The following is a 14589-nucleotide window of genomic DNA, read 5'->3' as shown; positions in this document are numbered from 1 at the left end:
GGTCTGACTGGCGGTCAGCTAAGAACATCTCGATGTCGAGGCGGCTTTTTTCAGCTGATTCCAAAACCAATTCATCCGTGTAATCGCGGTGGTTTTCATGTATCTCCTGTTGGACGGTCATCAGGAATTTACGTCCGCGTTTAGTCCCTTGGAACATCGCTGCTTTGTAATCGATTGCTGAGCGAAACAAGACTTGGGAAATCTGATTTCGTTTCTTCAGATCACAAGCATCGATGCCGTACGCCGACATAATCGAGGAGATTGAATTAATGTTCAATAGCGGGACAAATTTGAACCTAATCTTATTCTTCGACAGTTCGGCGAGCTTTAAAATGTTTTGTTCTGCATGGTAGCAAGTGCTTCCAAGCGGATTGATGAACAAATACAATTCAAGCAAGGCAATTCCTCCACTTTTTTGAATTTATTATTTCTAACTATACTCTAGCAAAAAAAAGAAATTTTGCAATTATTTTGCTCAAAATAATCAAAAAATCATCGTAGCGACCTGCTCTTTTTTGATGTTTTTTACTCAAAATATTTTTCGATATTACCTGACCTTGTTCATACAATTTATTGCGTTGTTGTGTTAAACTTGATAGGTAGGTGAAAGGCGGTGTTTTTATGGAAAGAGACTGGGAAAATTTTTTGCTTCCGTATGAAGAAGCAGTTAAAGAACTTAAACTCAAATTCAGAACTTTGAGGAGCCAGTTTGAAAAAGAAGGACACTGCCCGATTGAGTTCGTTACGGGAAGAGTCAAGCCCGTGGCAAGCATCAAGGAAAAAATGCTTCGACGTCAGATAAGAGAGGAACGACTGGCTGATGACATGGAGGATATTGCAGGTATCAGAATCATGTGTCAGTTCGTTGAAGACATTTATACTGTCGTTGACATCATCAGAAGAAGAAGTGACATGCAGATAATCGAAGAGCGCGACTATATTGCAAATCAAAAGCCGAGCGGTTATCGATCATATCATATCGTCGTCCGTTATCCGGTACAGCTGCTTAATGAGCAGACAAACATTAAGGTTGAGATTCAAATAAGAACGCTTGCAATGAATTTTTGGGCAACGATTGAGCATTCTTTGGGATATAAGTATCGTGGCATGTTCCCCAGGGAACTGAAAGAAAGGCTTGCCAGAAGCGCAGAAGCCGCATTTTTGCTTGATAATGAAATGTCCAGTATTCGTGAAGAGATTCAAGAGGCTCAGAAATTATTCAATAACAAGATTAAGTTTATTGAAAAGGGGCAGCCTCCAAGTCAATCTGAGATGATTAAAGAATATCACGATGAAAGGAAACAGTCATGAAGATTGCAATTTTTGCAAATGATGGAAAACAATCTCAAAACGTCAAACAAAGGCTTGAGAAACGTTTTGCGGAGCGACATTTCGTTTTAGACGACAAAGAGCCTGACGTCGTTATTTCAATCGGTGGAGACGGGACGCTTTTGTCAGCGTTCCATCATTACGAAGATCGTCTTGACAAGATTCGCTTCGTTGGTGTTCATACGGGTCATCTTGGCTTTTATACCGATTGGCGTGATGAAGAAGTTGACGATCTTGTAATCAGTTTGGAATCCGATAACGGTCAGTCCGTAAGCTATCCGCTGCTTGAAGTTTGCGTTAAATATGCCGACTGTCCGAAACGCGTTCATTACCTTGCCTTGAACGAATCGACCTTGAAGCGTATCAGTTCAACGATGGCTACCGACGTGTATTTAGGCGGGGAATTGTTTGAAAGGTTCAGAGGGGACGGGTTGTGCGTTTCAACTCCGACCGGTTCAACCGCATACAACAAATCATTAGGTGGAGCCGTGGTTCATCCGAATCTCGAAGTTTTGCAGATTGCAGAAATCAGTTCGATTAACAATCGTGTTTTCAGGACGTTGAGTTCACCGATGATTGTTGCTCCAAATGACTGGATCACCTTCAGACCGATGAGAGGAAGCGATTTTGTCTTGACGGTCGATTCCGATTCTTATCACAATCGTGATATTGTTGAAATACAATACAAGATATCTAAAAAAAGGATTCATTTTGCCAAATACCGTCATATGCATTTTTGGCAGCGAGTCCAGGAAGCTTTCATAGGAACAGAGGATGAAGATTAGTTTCGTTTATCAGGGAAAGACACCCTGTCATTTAAAGACCTTTCTGAAACAGCAGGGAATTTCAAGGGGGTTGCTGGCAAAAATCAGACATGAGGGCGGAGCGATTGACGTTGACGGAACTTCCGGCCGGAAACTGGACATGATTTTTCCAAATGCAGTCGTTACATTGACGATGCCGCCTGAAAAGGCCAGGAAAGAGCCTGTGATTCCGTCATACGTGCCGCTTAAAATTCTTTATGAGGACCGGGATTTTTTGATTGTTGACAAACCGGCGCATTTGGCAACGATTCCCTCTCCTGATAAAAAACATCGGTACGATTCGTTGGTTAATCGAATCGTCGGATATTACGAGCTTCGCGGCATCAAAGATACGGTAGTTCACGTGATTACGCGACTTGACCGTGACACGACCGGGATTGTTTTAATTGCCAAGCATCGATATGCGCATGCATTAATTGACAAACAGGTTCATGACCACTCGATTAAAAAAGAGTATCTGGCATTGTTGTCTGGTAAAATTAATCGGCGACACTTTTTTGTCAATCTGCCGATCGGACGAGAACCTGGCAGCATGATTAAGCGAACGATAACTGAGGATGGAAAACCGTCTTCGAGCGAATACTTCTTAGAAAAGAAACTTAAGGATGCTGCCTTGTACAGAGTCAGACTTCACTCTGGTCGAACTCACCAAATCAGGGTTCACAGCAGGGCAATCGGGCATCCGCTCGTAGCAGACACACTTTATGACGGTAAAAACGAGCTTCCTTTGCAGCGTCAAGGTCTGCATTGTTTCCATCTTGTCTTCTATCATCCGTTTTTGGGAAAGCAGCTTGAAATATATTGCAATCCGCCTCGGGATTTTGAGGGGTATATTAAGAAAAATAAGAAAGAGTGAGCATCATGGCAAAAACAATCGAAATAACCCATGATAAAAGCGACATCATCATTCAATTGCTCAATGCGCAAGACAGTTTCGCGAAGAGTACCTTGACTTGCACGTATACGAGCAGGCACAGATTTTTACCGATCTGACCGAAAAGCAAAGGGCGAGGCTTTATCGTTATCTGACGGCTGAAGAAGTCGGCGATATGTTTGACGCGATTGAAGAAGAGCCTGAAGAAGTTGTCAACTATTTCAAGGAAATGACGCCGCAGTATGCGGCTAACGTTATTGATCAGATGTATACTGATAATGCTGTTGATATTCTGGCTTATGCTCAAAAGAAAGATCTTGCCAAGTATTTACGTCTGATTCCGCAGGAAAAGGCCGCAGAAATCAGAGAAATGCTTCACTATGAAGATAAGACCGCCGGTGCCATCATGTCGACTGAATTTGTCGAAATCGTCGGCAATCAGACGGTTCGATCCGCAATGCACGTAATAAAACGCGAAGCAGATGATGCCGAAACAATTTATTACGTGTATGTTGTCGGTTCGAATGAGAAACTGCTGGGAGTTTTGACGTTAAGGGATCTTTTGACCCATGATGATGATGAGATGATTGAAGATATCATGACGACGCCGGTGATGTCCGTTCAAGTGTCGGATGATCAGGCTGAGGTTGCTCAGACGATTCGTGATTATAACTTTCTGGCAATTCCGGTGACGGATTATGACGGAAAATTGATTGGCATTATTACCGTTGATGATATTATCGACGTTATCGATGAAGAATCTGCGGAAGACTATTCCGGTTTGGCTGGTGTTGACACGGATGAAGAGACGAACAGCCCGTTCAAGGCAGCTGTCAATCGTCTGCCGTGGCTGATTGTGCTGCTTTTGCTCGGAATGTCAACGACAACGCTTATTTCGCATTATGAAAGCATGATTGGTGAAGCAAGCATTCTGGCGATTTTCATTTCTTCCATTACGGGGACTGCCGGTAACGCGGGAACACAAAGTCTGGCTGTTGCCGTCAGGCGTCTGGCTGAAAAGGAAGAGGATCAGCCTTCTTGGTATAAGCAGTTTCTGACAGAATTTTTAACAGGACTTTTAACAGGGTTCGTTACGGGTGTGACGATTTGTCTGATCGTCGGTGTTTGGAAGAAGAATTTTGTTTTGGGATTCGTAATCGGCATGGCAATGATGTGTGCCATTACGGTTGCCAATCTTGCAGGAAGTTTTATTCCGAATCTGATGGACCGCATCGGAGTTGACCCTGCCGTTGCTTCAGGACCGTTTATTTCGACTTTGAGCGATTTAACGTCTGTTTTGATTTACTTTAACATTGCCAAGCTCTTCATGCAGTTTTTGATGGGAAAGTAGGCGGAATCATGATGCCTGTAAAGAAGCTTAAATGCAGAAAGGCATGTTTTTTGCTGGTGGAATTGATGTGCCTGGGGTATTTTCTGCTCGTAACTGCTGAAATTTTCAAGGGAATGCTTCATGTTCCGGAGTTGATTGCCGCATTTTCAAATGAGACGCTGGCTTGTCTTGTTTTTGTCACAGCTTTGAGGAGCTTGAAGAAAAACGGGCATTTTGAATGTTTTACGGTCAGCGTTCTCATGATTGCGCTGACGATGGTCAGTTTTTTCCTACAGCTTTTTCTAGCGAAAGTTACGCTTGAAAAGCTGGCCTTTTACTTCGTTTGCGGTGCATTTGCTCTTTATTACTACTTTGGTGAACATGACGAGCATGAGAAATCTTTTTGGAAAAACATCAAGTATCTTGAAGATCCCGTTGTCGAGATTGAAAATGCTTTTGAAGTCCGGAAGGATGCTCCGTTGAAATACAGAATCATTGACAAAAAAATCGTTAAGTGCGGCAAAAACGACAACCCGGAAATCGTAATCATGACTCCTGAAGAGTATCAGGAATCAAATGCTTCGGAGAGAGTCAAGCTGTGGCTGAGCAAGCTTAACGGTGAAAAATACACGACCGTTGATATTATCGGTGATGAAATTTTTGGAACGATGGCATTGCTTAACAGAAATAATCTGCTGGGCAAGGGCATCTTTGTTCGTTACCACCTGTCTGAGAAGCGTTTGATATTCATTGATAAAAGCGGAATCATGGCTTCATGTCTGGCTGATTATGTCGAATCTCAGAATGTGAAGAGCCATAATCTGGCACAGGTGTTTTTAAACTGCATTTACCATCTGACTTACCGCGATGACGTGTTTTTCAATGATTACGAGCGCAAACTTGACTTGCTTGAAGACAACATGGCGGACAACGTCATGGAAATTCCTCGCGATTTTGAAGAATATATTTTCAGAATCAAAAAAGAACAGCGGCATTTGATGAGATTCTACAAACAACTGACTGAACTTGTTACGAATATTGCTGAGAGCGGAGTCGATTACCTTGACGAAATCAATCTAACCGACATGCAGATGGTGGCCAATCGTCTCAGCCGATTGAATCTCGAAGCACAAAGCATGTATGAGTATGCAACTCAAATTATTGATACGTATCAGGCGAAGATCAACGTCAGACAAAATAAGGTGATGCAGATTTTGACGATCGTGACGACGATTTTCATGCCGCTGACGCTGATTACGGGATGGTACGGAATGAACTTCAACATTCCGGAAACAACGTGGAAATACGGCTATCTAATCGCAATTATCAGCTCAATCATAATAATTACGGTTGAAATTATTTTATTCAAAAAAGAAAAGTGGATGTAAAAAAAGCTGCGAAGTTCTTGCTTCGCAGCTTTTTTAATCAATAATCTAATCATGCATGAGATTGACGATTTTAGTTCCGTGGACGGACTTTACGCCGAGCGCTTCAGCAATTTGCTCGCAATTTGCAAACGTGATGCCTCCGCCCGGTAAAATTTCAATGCGATGATCAGCATATGAAATCAGTTCTTTTAAGTGAGGTACGGTTTCTTCGACAGGCACTTCAAGTGGACCGCCATGAGTCAAAATTCTGTCAAAACCAGAATCGACAGCCCAATCAATGGCCTCTTTTTGTTCTTCAGGATTCAGTGAATCAAACGCCATGTGAAATTCAAGCTGCATCCCGAATGCCGCTTGAGTGAGGTTTTCCATGGTTTCAAAATCAATTCTGCCTTTTGAATCAAGCGCACCGATGGCGACCGTATCCGCACCTAATGACTGTGCGGTAAAGATGTCTGACTCCATTATCTTGATTTCAGCATCATTGTAAACGAAATCTCCTCCTCGCGGCCGGATCAGCACCGTCACCGGGACGTTTTTTTCGTGCGCATACTTTAATGATTCGGCCATAACGCCCTTTGAAACGGTTGTTCCGCCGCAGGAAAGATTGTCGCAAAGCTCGATGCGGTTTGCACCGCAGGAAATCGCACGAGAAATCAAAGTATAGTTTTCAAGACAAGCTTCTTTAATCAGCATAGAATACCCCAATCAATCGTTGATATCGGTAAAGCAAACGCAAACACCTTCAGGAACCGCGATGTCTTTTTGAATGCATGTCAGCTTGCCTGTTTTTTCATTACGTTCGTAAAGCGTGCCGTTGTCCGTATTCTGATTGACGCATACAACGAAACGTCCCGTCGGATCGATATCGAAGTCGCGAGGAAAATCGCCTTCGGTTGAAACGAATTCAACAAAATCAACCATGTGATCGTCATGAACTTCAAATTGAGCCAGCGAGTTATGGCCGCGATTTGAAACGTAGACGAATCTGTCATCGGCAGAAATTCTGACAGCAGCAGCACCATTATGTTCGGTCCAAGTGGAAGGAATCGTCTTGACTGTTTGCTCAAGCGAAAAACATCCTGTTTTTGTGTCATACTTGAGAACCGAAAGATTGCTTGAAAGTTCGCCTGCAAGATATGCATAATTGCTGTCGTGCGCAAAAACGATGTGGCGCGGGCCAAAACCTGGTTCCGTTTTAAAAACGGAGACAAGGGAAAGTTTGCCTTCATCTGAAACGTCATATGTTGAAACAGTGTCATTGCCGAGATCAACTGCAATCAGCCGTCCGTCCGGAGCAAGATCGGTGTAGTGAACATGTGCTGAATCCTGTTCCGGACGCGGACCGTTTCCTTCGTCCTTGACAGTATCAGTCAGACTGAGCGTTTGATCAGCGTTGATTTTGTAAACATCGATTTGACCCTTATGATAGTTGGCCGTAAAAATCAGCTGACGCTTTTCGTCAAAACCGACGTAGCAAGGGTTGGCACCAGGCGTTAAAGCTTCGTCATAAAGCGTAAATGCCGAATTTTTTGCGTCAAATGCAGCGATTCCGCCAAGATCATCTTTTTTTGCTACTGAGACGAGCGTCTTTTTATTCGTGACTTTCATATAAGTTGGACTTTGCAATCCGACGACTGGTTTAGGGTCGGAAATCGTTTTTCCCTCAGTATCCAAGGTGGCATAATAGATACCTTTGCTTGTTTTTTTAGTATATGTTCCGAACAGAATTTCTTCTTTCACGCAGAAACATCCTCTCTGTAAATTTATTCCTATCAATTATAACATATTCTTACTAAGAAAACGCTGCCAAAGGATATTAATCTACAAAGAAAGAATAAAATAGGTTATAATGAATTCGTTAAGTATTGAACAAGCGGATTAGGAGAGGAATTTCTGATATGATTAAGAGCAAAATTACTGCAATCGGTCCCCAGGCAATTGACGAAAAGCAACCATTGCTTATTTTATTCGGCGAAACGGCTTCGGAGCGTTTGCGTGAAGTGTCATTGATTCATGATTTTGAAAATGATCCGATTGGCGGTTATGATATCAAGCAGGGGTCAAAGGTTACAATTGGTTCTTCCGAATATGAAGTCGAATTTGTCGGACAATTGGCTGAATCGAACCTGACTTCGATCGGGCACACGGTTTTGGCCTTTAAGGAGGTTCCGGAAACGCCCCAGGAGAATGCAATTTATTTAAAACCGCACGTCATGCCTGAAATTGAAATCGGAACTGAAATCGTTTTTGACTAGTAAAACGTCGTCTGAGAAATCGACTCGATTTTTGCGGATGTGTCCAACATTAAAAAACGGTCAGGAATCAAGCTGATTCCTGGCCGCTTTTTCGTAATTTTTAAAGATAATTTTTCTTAAAAGGTATCTCCGTTGAAGATGGAGTTCTTGACGATTACGTAATCAACTTTGCGAAGTGCCATCAGTTCCTTGCCGCCTGCATATGAGATGGAGGATTGAAGGTCTTCCCGCATTTCGCGCAAGGTATCGGAAATATGTCCGCGATAAGGCACGAGCAGTTTCTTGCCTTCGACGTTTTTATATTGTCCTTTTTGATATTGGGAAGCAGATCCATAGTAAACCTTGTACTTTTGTCCATCTTGTTCAATGACTTCGCCAGGCGTTTCCTCATGTCCGGCAAACATTGAACCGATCATGACCATTGAAGCACCGAATCGAACGGATTTGGCAATATCACCGTTGTTGCGAATGCCTCCGTCCGCGATGATAGGCTTGCTGGCAGCCTTTGCACATAATCTGACCGCAGCTAATTGCCAGCCGCCTGTTCCGAAACCCGTTTTAAGCTTAGTGATGCATGCCTTTCCTGGTCCGATTCCGACCTTTGTTGCATCAGCTCCTGCATTTTCAAGTTCGCGGACGCCTTCCGGAGTCCCGACGTTTCCGGCGATGACAAAGACTCCCGGCATTGCCTGTTTGATATGTTTGATCATTTCGATGACCGTGTCTGAATGTCCATGAGCAATATCAATCGTGATATATTCCGGGACAAGATTTTGAGCGGCCAATTCATCAATCAGTTCATGCTCCCTTGGCTTGACGCCAACGGAAATTGATGCGAATAATCCTTGATCATGCATTCTTTTAACGAATGGCAGGCGTTCATCTTCATCGAAACGGTGCATGATGTAGAAGTAGCCGTTTTGTGCCAGCCAAACGGCAAGTTTTTCATCAATGACTGTTTGCATGTTTGCAGGAACAACCGGAATGTTGAATGTCATTGGTCCGAATTTGATGCGCGTATCAATTTCGGAACGACTCTTCACAATACACTTGTTAGGAACAAGCTGAATATCTTCATAATCAAAAACTGGCATGATATACCTCGCAATTCTAAAATATGTTGCGGACTTTCGACAAAGCTGATGTGTCCGCAAACACAAGTAATATACTTTAAATGAGACCAAAAGTCAACGCAAATAAAGGCGCTTTGAGAAAATTCACAAAAAATTAAAATACTATTTTACTATTGAGGGATGAGACTCATGTTTGGTTCAGGCTTTTTTTGAAATCAGTATTGTATATTTTGGACTTATCTGATTTGAGATGTTAAGATTGATAACATAATTGCAAGGAAGGAAGCTGAAAAAGATGGCTGGAAAAAAGAGCACTAAGGAAAAGAAGACGAATGATGAACGAATCTTGGATCAGCACCACATTGAGTATGAAGAAGTTTCCTTTGACTGGATCAATAACGGTGCTGATGCCTTGGCCGAGGCAAAGGAACAGGGAGTTCCGGCAGAAAGCATCTTGAAAACGATCGTGATGCAGGCAAACAACGATGCCAAAGATTACATCGTGGTATGTTTGTCGCTTATTCATGAAATCGATTTGAAACTTGTTGCGCACGAACTCGGCAAAAAACAAGTTCATCTTGCGGATAACAAGAATTTAATCAATATTACCGGGTATGTTCATGGAGCAAATACTCCTATCGGCATCAATGTCAGAAAGGGATTTCCCGTTTATTTTGACGAACGAATCAAGAGTTTTGATGAAATTTCCGTTTCTGCCGGAAAAGTCGGACGTTCTGTCAGAATGAAAAGGGATGATCTGGTAAGGCTTGTTTCCGGAAAATATATCAAAGTCAGTGAAAATTAATGAAATCAAATCTAAAGTTAATTTTCCCGTTTGCGAGTTAGATTTCAACGGATTGTTCACAGCTATAAGTTTTTACTTAAGCAAAAGCTTTGAAAAACACCTGGGGAAAGGCATTTTTCAATGTAAAAAGTCCCGTTTTAAGGCATTGACGTTAAGAAAGAAATCGAATCTGAAAAATGAATATTTTTTTAAAAAGTTATCGAAAACCTATTGAAAATTAAAATATACAGTGTTAGTATAATGACAAGAGATCGGTTGTTGGCAATTGACGGAACTGTCGTTAGTTGCTATATGATTGTACTTCATTAACGTAACTGTTCGCCGTGCCCACACCGAACGGTTACGCTTTTTTTATCTCAAAAGAGAGGAATCCTTAAATGACGAATCATATTGTATTGTTTGAACCGTTGATGCCGGCAAATACGGGAAATATCGCCAGGACGTGTGCCGGAACCAATACTGAACTTCATCTGATCAAGCCGCTTGGTTTTTCGACCGATGACAAGTATATGAAAAGAGCCGGACTTGATTATTGGGACAAGGTAAAGATCACCTATCATGAAAATCTGCCTGAATTTCTGGAGTCAATGGATGAAAACGGCGAATTGTACGTCGTGTCTAAATTTGCCGAGCGCACTTATGCTGACGTTGATTACACGGATGCAGGCAGAAATCATTATTTCCTGTTCGGCAAAGAGACGACGGGACTTCCGGAGGCATTTATGCGCAGGTATGAGAAGAACTGCATCCGAATTCCGCAAAATGATCGAAATATTCGTGCTCTGAATTTGTCAAATACGGCTGCAATCGTGATTTATGAAGCATTAAGGCAGCAATCCTTCCCTGAATTGGATCGCGTTCATCGTTACGAAAACGATAAATTGAAATAGTTTTTCAAACCGCCGGAACGGCGGTTTTTTTGTTGCGAACATTTGTTTATTTTATCGGATGTATGCTATAATTGAAACCAGGATTATCAGGGAGGATTTTGAAATGGCTCAGAAAAGGAAAAAAACGCGCAGAAAAAAGAATGGGATCGTTTTATCTGAGCATGTCATTGGGGCAATTTATATCCTGTTTGCGGTTTTGGGATTTTTAGGCATGGGATATCTCGGGGTGTTGCTTTCGAATGTTTTGCGTTTGTTCGTGGGCGACACCTATAAAATAGGTTTTGTTTTGATGATTATTTTTGGATGCTGCCTGCTTTTAACCGGCAAAACACCAGAATTGGACAGGAAACGAGTTTGCGGGTTGTTCATTTGCTGGTCAGGCATCTTGGTCATGTTCTCGGCGGTAATGTTTGCCAGACTTGACCTCCATGCACGTTTCGTTTCGATCACCTGGCAATACCTGGCAGCTGATCTGACGTCTTCAACACTTGGAACAACGGTCGGCGGAGGACTTATCGGTGCTTTACTTTATACGCTGACGTATTTTCTGACGGCTCAGTTGGGATCGTACCTTGCGGCAGATATTCTGTGTTTTCTTGGTCTGTGCATGATGTTGAACTTATCGGCCCAGGATTGAATCGATGCTTTCGGTCAAATGAGCTATGCTGTCGTGTGTTGGCTGAAAAATTCAGCAGCTTGGCTCTTTAGAAGAGTTAAAGATACTCTGCCGAAGGTTCTTGAAGGTAAAGGCAAGCTTCATGAAAAATCTTCAGACGTCTTGAAAAAGTATGTTCAAACCGAAGAAAGTCAATCGGAAGAAATTTTTGATCAGGACAAGTCAGACGATGTGACTGAAGTCATTGGAAAGGAAAAGGATGGATCCCTGAGTGATTCGCAAAATGAAGAAGACTTTGAATTTTCTGAAGAAACTTTTGACGATTCCGATTATAAGCTGCCTTCGCTTGATTTACTGACTGACGGAAAAGATGCCGATCAGAGTTCGGAACGGCGCGCAATCAGGAAAAACAGGGATATTTTGATTCAGACGCTTGAAAGTTTCGGCGTTAAGGCTGAACTTAAGAACGTCATGCTTGGTCCTGCCGTTACAAGATATGAGCTTCATCCTGCGATTGGTGTCAAGGTTTCAAAAATTGTCAATCTTGCCGATGATCTGGCACTTGCTCTGGCGGCCAAAGATATTCGAATTGAAGCCCCGATTCCCGGAAAACCGCTGATTGGAATCGAAGTTCCCAATCAGAACGTTGCGACTGTTGCATATAAAACGATCATCACCGAATTCAAGCGTCGCAAGGGCAAGCACAAACCGCTTGAGGTTCCATTGGGACATAATGTTTCAGGTGATTTGGAAACGGCAGATCTGGCAAAAATGCCTCACTTGCTGATTGCCGGTTCAACCGGCAGCGGTAAGTCTGTTGCAATCAACGTGATTATTACGAGTATTCTTATGAATTGTCGTCCGGAAACGGTCAAGTTGATGATGGTTGATCCCAAAAAAGTCGAACTTGGAATTTATAAGGAAATTCCTCATCTGCTCGTGCCCGTAATTACTGAACCTCGCAAAGCCGCCCGTTCTCTTGAAAAGGTTGTTGCACGAATGGAGGAGCGCTATGAGCGATTTGCTGAAAAAGACGTTCGAAACATTTCAGGATACAATCAGCTGATTGAACAGGAAAACGCAGACGATGGCGGGAAGCGTCCGCTCATGCCCTATATTGTCGTTGTAGTTGATGAGCTTGCTGATTTGATGATGACGACCGGAGGATCCGTTCAGGATCAAATCGTCAGAATTGCTCAAATGGGGCGTGCTGCCGGAATTCATATGATTTTGGCAACGCAGCGTCCGTCAGTTGATGTCATTACCGGCTTGATCAAGGCAAACGTTCCGTCGCGAATGGCATTTGCCGTCTCAAGCGGAACGGATTCGAGAACGATCCTTGATGGAAACGGTGCGGAAAAGCTGCTCGGTCGTGGTGATATGTTGTTTATGCCCGTCGGTCAGAATAAACCGACGAGAATTCAGGGTGCATTCATTTCTGACGAAGACGTGGCAAACGTTGTCGAATTTGTTTCCAATCAGCGCAGCACTGCATTTGACAAGACAATGGAAGTTTCGGACGAAGAAGTCGAGCAGGAAAAGCGGGAAAATGACGTTGACGAGTTGTTCGATGACGTCGTCAAGTTCATTGCGATTGAAGGAAAATGCAGTATTTCGTTGCTTCAGCGCCATTTCAGCATTGGATACAATCGTTCGGCACGAATTGTCGATGAGCTTGAAGCACGTGGAATGGTCGGAAGACAGGAAGGTGCCAAACCGCGTGAGGTTTACGTCAAGCCCGAAGAATAAGCAAATGAAAAAAATCTCTTTCGGAATCAGAAAGAGATTTTTTGTTTAATCCTGAAGAATGGAGAACCCTTGTATTTCAGTGCATTTTACTATAAAATTAAGGGTAATGCTAAATATTAGAAGGGGGAACTGTGTGTGCAAATCAGCATAACGGACGGGGTCGATTTGATTTTGATCCCTACACAACAGTTCAAAACAAATCGGATTGTCGTTTCTTTCATGACCGAATTGGCAGACGTGAGAAGTTTGAGCGTCAGAACGCTGCTGTCGAACTTGCTTGAGACAAGTTCAAGCGATTTTCCGACTCAAAGCAAGACAGCGATGGAGCTGTCAAGGATGTATGGAGCCGGCTTTGGCACAACCGTCAATCGCCACGGAAACATCCATACGATTAATTTTGTCTTTAATTGCATTGATGATAAATTTTTGGAAAATCCGGTCGGATTGGTCGATGCCGGATTTGAATTTTTGAAAAGTATGATTTTGAATCCGCTCGTAAAAGACGGTGAGTTCGACCATGAAACGTTTTCGCGACAAAAGCAAAATTTGATTGCATACGTCAATTCCATTAAGGATAACAAGCAAAGTTATGCTTCGTTGAAACTTCAAGAGAACTACTTTGATGAAGCTGCACAAAAATCGCCTGTTTTCGGTTCTGCAGAAGAGCTCGAAAACCTTACTTCAAAGGACGTCTATGACGCCTATCTTGAAATGATTGAAAACGATCGTATCCAGATTCTTGTTTCCGGCGATATTGATAGAGACCTGGCTGTTGAACGTTCAAAGGATTTCAATTTTTCTGAAAGAAAGCCAGATTATTTCACTTTGAATTATGAGCAGCCTTTAAAGGAAACGGTCAGTGAAAACGTTGAAAGGCAAAATCTCAATCAAAGCAAGCTTGACCTGGGATATCGGCTGAATGTTCCGTATCGTTCGAAACTGCATTATGCAGCACTGATTTTCAATGGACTGTTCGGTGGTTCTCCGCTTTCAAAGCTTTTCGTCAACGTTCGAGAAAAAGAAAGCCTGGCGTATTATGCAAGCTCTTCATTTGATCCGTATCGACAATTCTTGATGGTTCAGACAGGAATTCAATCGTCAAATAAGGAGCATGTCATCCATTTGATTGAAGAACAACTGAAGGATTTGGCAAACGGAGCTTTTGAAGATGATCTGGTTGCAAATGTCAAGTCATCCCTGATAAATAATTTTGAAAGTCGTTTGGACAATCAAATGACTGCGGTTAATCGTGCTCAAAATGATATTTTGACTGGAACATATGTCTCAAATGAAGATTGGATTCAAAATATCTTGAACGTTTCAAAAGCAGAAGTTATGGAAGTGGCAAGTAAAGTCAAGCTACAAAATATCTATTTTCTTGATGGAGGAAATAAACTGTAGCTAAAAATATGCACAAATATAACCAGATATGATTTAATATTCAACAGAAAGACAA

General features: G+C 42.4%; 15 protein-coding genes. 11 read left to right on the top strand and 4 right to left on the bottom strand.

Annotated features, from left to right (window positions below; translation table 11 throughout):
- A partial coding sequence (locus tag V7Z60_RS03115) for a DsbA family protein (RefSeq protein WP_334116227.1) occupies positions 1 to 397 on the bottom strand: 397 nt, incomplete at its 3' end.
- 224 nt (positions 398 to 621) lie between these two features.
- On the opposite strand from V7Z60_RS03115, the gene V7Z60_RS03110 reads away from it, so the two are divergent.
- From V7Z60_RS03110 to V7Z60_RS03090, 5 genes are read left to right on the top strand one after another with little or no spacing between them, the layout of a single operon-like run.
- On the top strand, positions 622 to 1311 hold the full coding sequence (locus V7Z60_RS03110) for a GTP pyrophosphokinase (RefSeq protein ID WP_334116225.1): 690 nt from the start codon (positions 622 to 624) through the stop codon (positions 1309 to 1311).
- Positions 1308 to 2114, top strand: a complete 807-nt coding sequence (locus tag V7Z60_RS03105; RefSeq protein ID WP_334116223.1) for an NAD kinase — start codon at positions 1308 to 1310, stop codon at positions 2112 to 2114. Before V7Z60_RS03110 ends, V7Z60_RS03105 begins: the two co-directional genes overlap by 4 nt.
- Positions 2104 to 3009, top strand: a complete 906-nt coding sequence (locus V7Z60_RS03100) for an RluA family pseudouridine synthase (protein ID WP_334116221.1) — start codon at positions 2104 to 2106, stop codon at positions 3007 to 3009. The genes V7Z60_RS03105 and V7Z60_RS03100 overlap by 11 nt, the downstream gene beginning before the upstream one ends.
- A 55-nt stretch (positions 3010 to 3064) precedes the next feature.
- A complete protein-coding gene (mgtE, locus tag V7Z60_RS03095) occupies positions 3065 to 4378 on the top strand; it encodes a magnesium transporter (protein WP_442918890.1) in 1314 nt (437 codons plus the stop codon).
- 11 nt (positions 4379 to 4389) lie between these two features.
- Positions 4390 to 5745, top strand: coding sequence for a magnesium transporter CorA family protein (locus V7Z60_RS03090; protein ID WP_334116220.1), 1356 nt, complete (start codon positions 4390 to 4392; stop codon positions 5743 to 5745).
- Between the two features lie 45 nt (positions 5746 to 5790).
- Here the strand turns inward: V7Z60_RS03090 and V7Z60_RS03085 are convergent, their stop codons facing one another.
- Together V7Z60_RS03085 and V7Z60_RS03080 are read right to left on the bottom strand one after the other, a co-directional pair.
- Positions 5791 to 6438, bottom strand: a complete 648-nt coding sequence (locus V7Z60_RS03085) for a copper homeostasis protein CutC (protein WP_334116218.1) — start codon at positions 6436 to 6438, stop codon at positions 5791 to 5793.
- Positions 6439 to 6450: 12 nt separating this feature from the next.
- Entirely contained in the window at positions 6451 to 7485 is a 1035-nt protein-coding gene (locus V7Z60_RS03080; protein ID WP_334116217.1) for a lactonase family protein, read from the bottom strand.
- Between the two features lie 158 nt (positions 7486 to 7643).
- On the opposite strand from V7Z60_RS03080, the gene V7Z60_RS03075 reads away from it, so the two are divergent.
- The gene (locus V7Z60_RS03075; protein ID WP_334116214.1) at positions 7644 to 8000 is read left to right on the top strand and encodes a PTS glucitol/sorbitol transporter subunit IIA; all 357 of its coding nucleotides are present in this window, start codon (positions 7644 to 7646) and stop codon (positions 7998 to 8000) included.
- Positions 8001 to 8116: 116 nt separating this feature from the next.
- Here V7Z60_RS03075 and V7Z60_RS03070 read toward each other — a convergent pair whose 3' ends face one another.
- Positions 8117 to 9094 carry a GMP reductase gene (locus V7Z60_RS03070; protein WP_334116212.1) on the bottom strand — a complete coding sequence of 326 codons (978 nt, stop codon included), beginning with the start codon at positions 9092 to 9094 and terminating at the stop codon, positions 8117 to 8119.
- 274 nt (positions 9095 to 9368) lie between these two features.
- Between V7Z60_RS03070 and V7Z60_RS03065 the strand changes: the two genes are divergently transcribed.
- The 5 genes from V7Z60_RS03065 to yfmF all read left to right on the top strand — a co-directional run bounded on the left by V7Z60_RS03065 (position 9369) and on the right by yfmF (position 14534).
- Entirely contained in the window at positions 9369 to 9878 is a 510-nt protein-coding gene (locus tag V7Z60_RS03065) for an aminoacyl-tRNA deacylase (RefSeq protein ID WP_334116210.1), read from the top strand.
- A 377-nt stretch (positions 9879 to 10255) separates the two neighbouring features.
- Positions 10256 to 10768, top strand: a complete 513-nt coding sequence (gene trmL / locus V7Z60_RS03060) for a tRNA (uridine(34)/cytosine(34)/5-carboxymethylaminomethyluridine(34)-2'-O)-methyltransferase TrmL (RefSeq protein ID WP_334116208.1) — start codon at positions 10256 to 10258, stop codon at positions 10766 to 10768.
- 103 nt (positions 10769 to 10871) lie between these two features.
- Complete coding sequence (locus V7Z60_RS10265; protein ID WP_442918889.1) at positions 10872 to 11405, top strand: hypothetical protein; 534 nt, start codon at positions 10872 to 10874, stop codon at positions 11403 to 11405.
- A gap of 33 nt (positions 11406 to 11438) precedes the next feature.
- The gene (locus V7Z60_RS03055) at positions 11439 to 13133 is read left to right on the top strand and encodes a DNA translocase FtsK (RefSeq protein ID WP_442918888.1); all 1695 of its coding nucleotides are present in this window, start codon (positions 11439 to 11441) and stop codon (positions 13131 to 13133) included.
- 135 nt (positions 13134 to 13268) lie between these two features.
- On the top strand, positions 13269 to 14534 hold the full coding sequence (gene yfmF / locus V7Z60_RS03050) for an EF-P 5-aminopentanol modification-associated protein YfmF (RefSeq protein ID WP_334116206.1): 1266 nt from the start codon (positions 13269 to 13271) through the stop codon (positions 14532 to 14534).
- The last annotated feature ends 55 nt before the right edge of the window (positions 14535 to 14589 follow it).

It is taken from the genome of Ligilactobacillus sp. (assembly GCF_036846325.1).
GTDB lineage: Bacteria > Bacillota > Bacilli > Lactobacillales > Lactobacillaceae > Ligilactobacillus.
Note: the sequence above shows the minus strand (reverse complement) of the source record. Positions and strands in the feature narration are given on the sequence as shown.

Coding starts and splice junctions, on each gene's coding strand:
- V7Z60_RS03110 (WP_334116225.1), top strand. CDS start 622: ATGGAAAGAGACTGGGAAAATTTTTTGCTTCCGTATGAAGAAGCAGTT.
- V7Z60_RS03105 (WP_334116223.1), top strand. CDS start 1,308: ATGAAGATTGCAATTTTTGCAAATGATGGAAAACAATCTCAAAACGTC.
- V7Z60_RS03100 (WP_334116221.1), top strand. CDS start 2,104: ATGAAGATTAGTTTCGTTTATCAGGGAAAGACACCCTGTCATTTAAAG.
- V7Z60_RS03090 (WP_334116220.1), top strand. CDS start 4,390: ATGCCTGTAAAGAAGCTTAAATGCAGAAAGGCATGTTTTTTGCTGGTG.
- V7Z60_RS03085 (WP_334116218.1), bottom strand. CDS start 6,438: ATGCTGATTAAAGAAGCTTGTCTTGAAAACTATACTTTGATTTCTCGT.
- V7Z60_RS03075 (WP_334116214.1), top strand. CDS start 7,644: ATGATTAAGAGCAAAATTACTGCAATCGGTCCCCAGGCAATTGACGAA.
- V7Z60_RS03070 (WP_334116212.1), bottom strand. CDS start 9,094: ATGCCAGTTTTTGATTATGAAGATATTCAGCTTGTTCCTAACAAGTGT.
- V7Z60_RS03065 (WP_334116210.1), top strand. CDS start 9,369: ATGGCTGGAAAAAAGAGCACTAAGGAAAAGAAGACGAATGATGAACGA.
- trmL (WP_334116208.1), top strand. CDS start 10,256: ATGACGAATCATATTGTATTGTTTGAACCGTTGATGCCGGCAAATACG.
- V7Z60_RS10265 (WP_442918889.1), top strand. CDS start 10,872: ATGGCTCAGAAAAGGAAAAAAACGCGCAGAAAAAAGAATGGGATCGTT.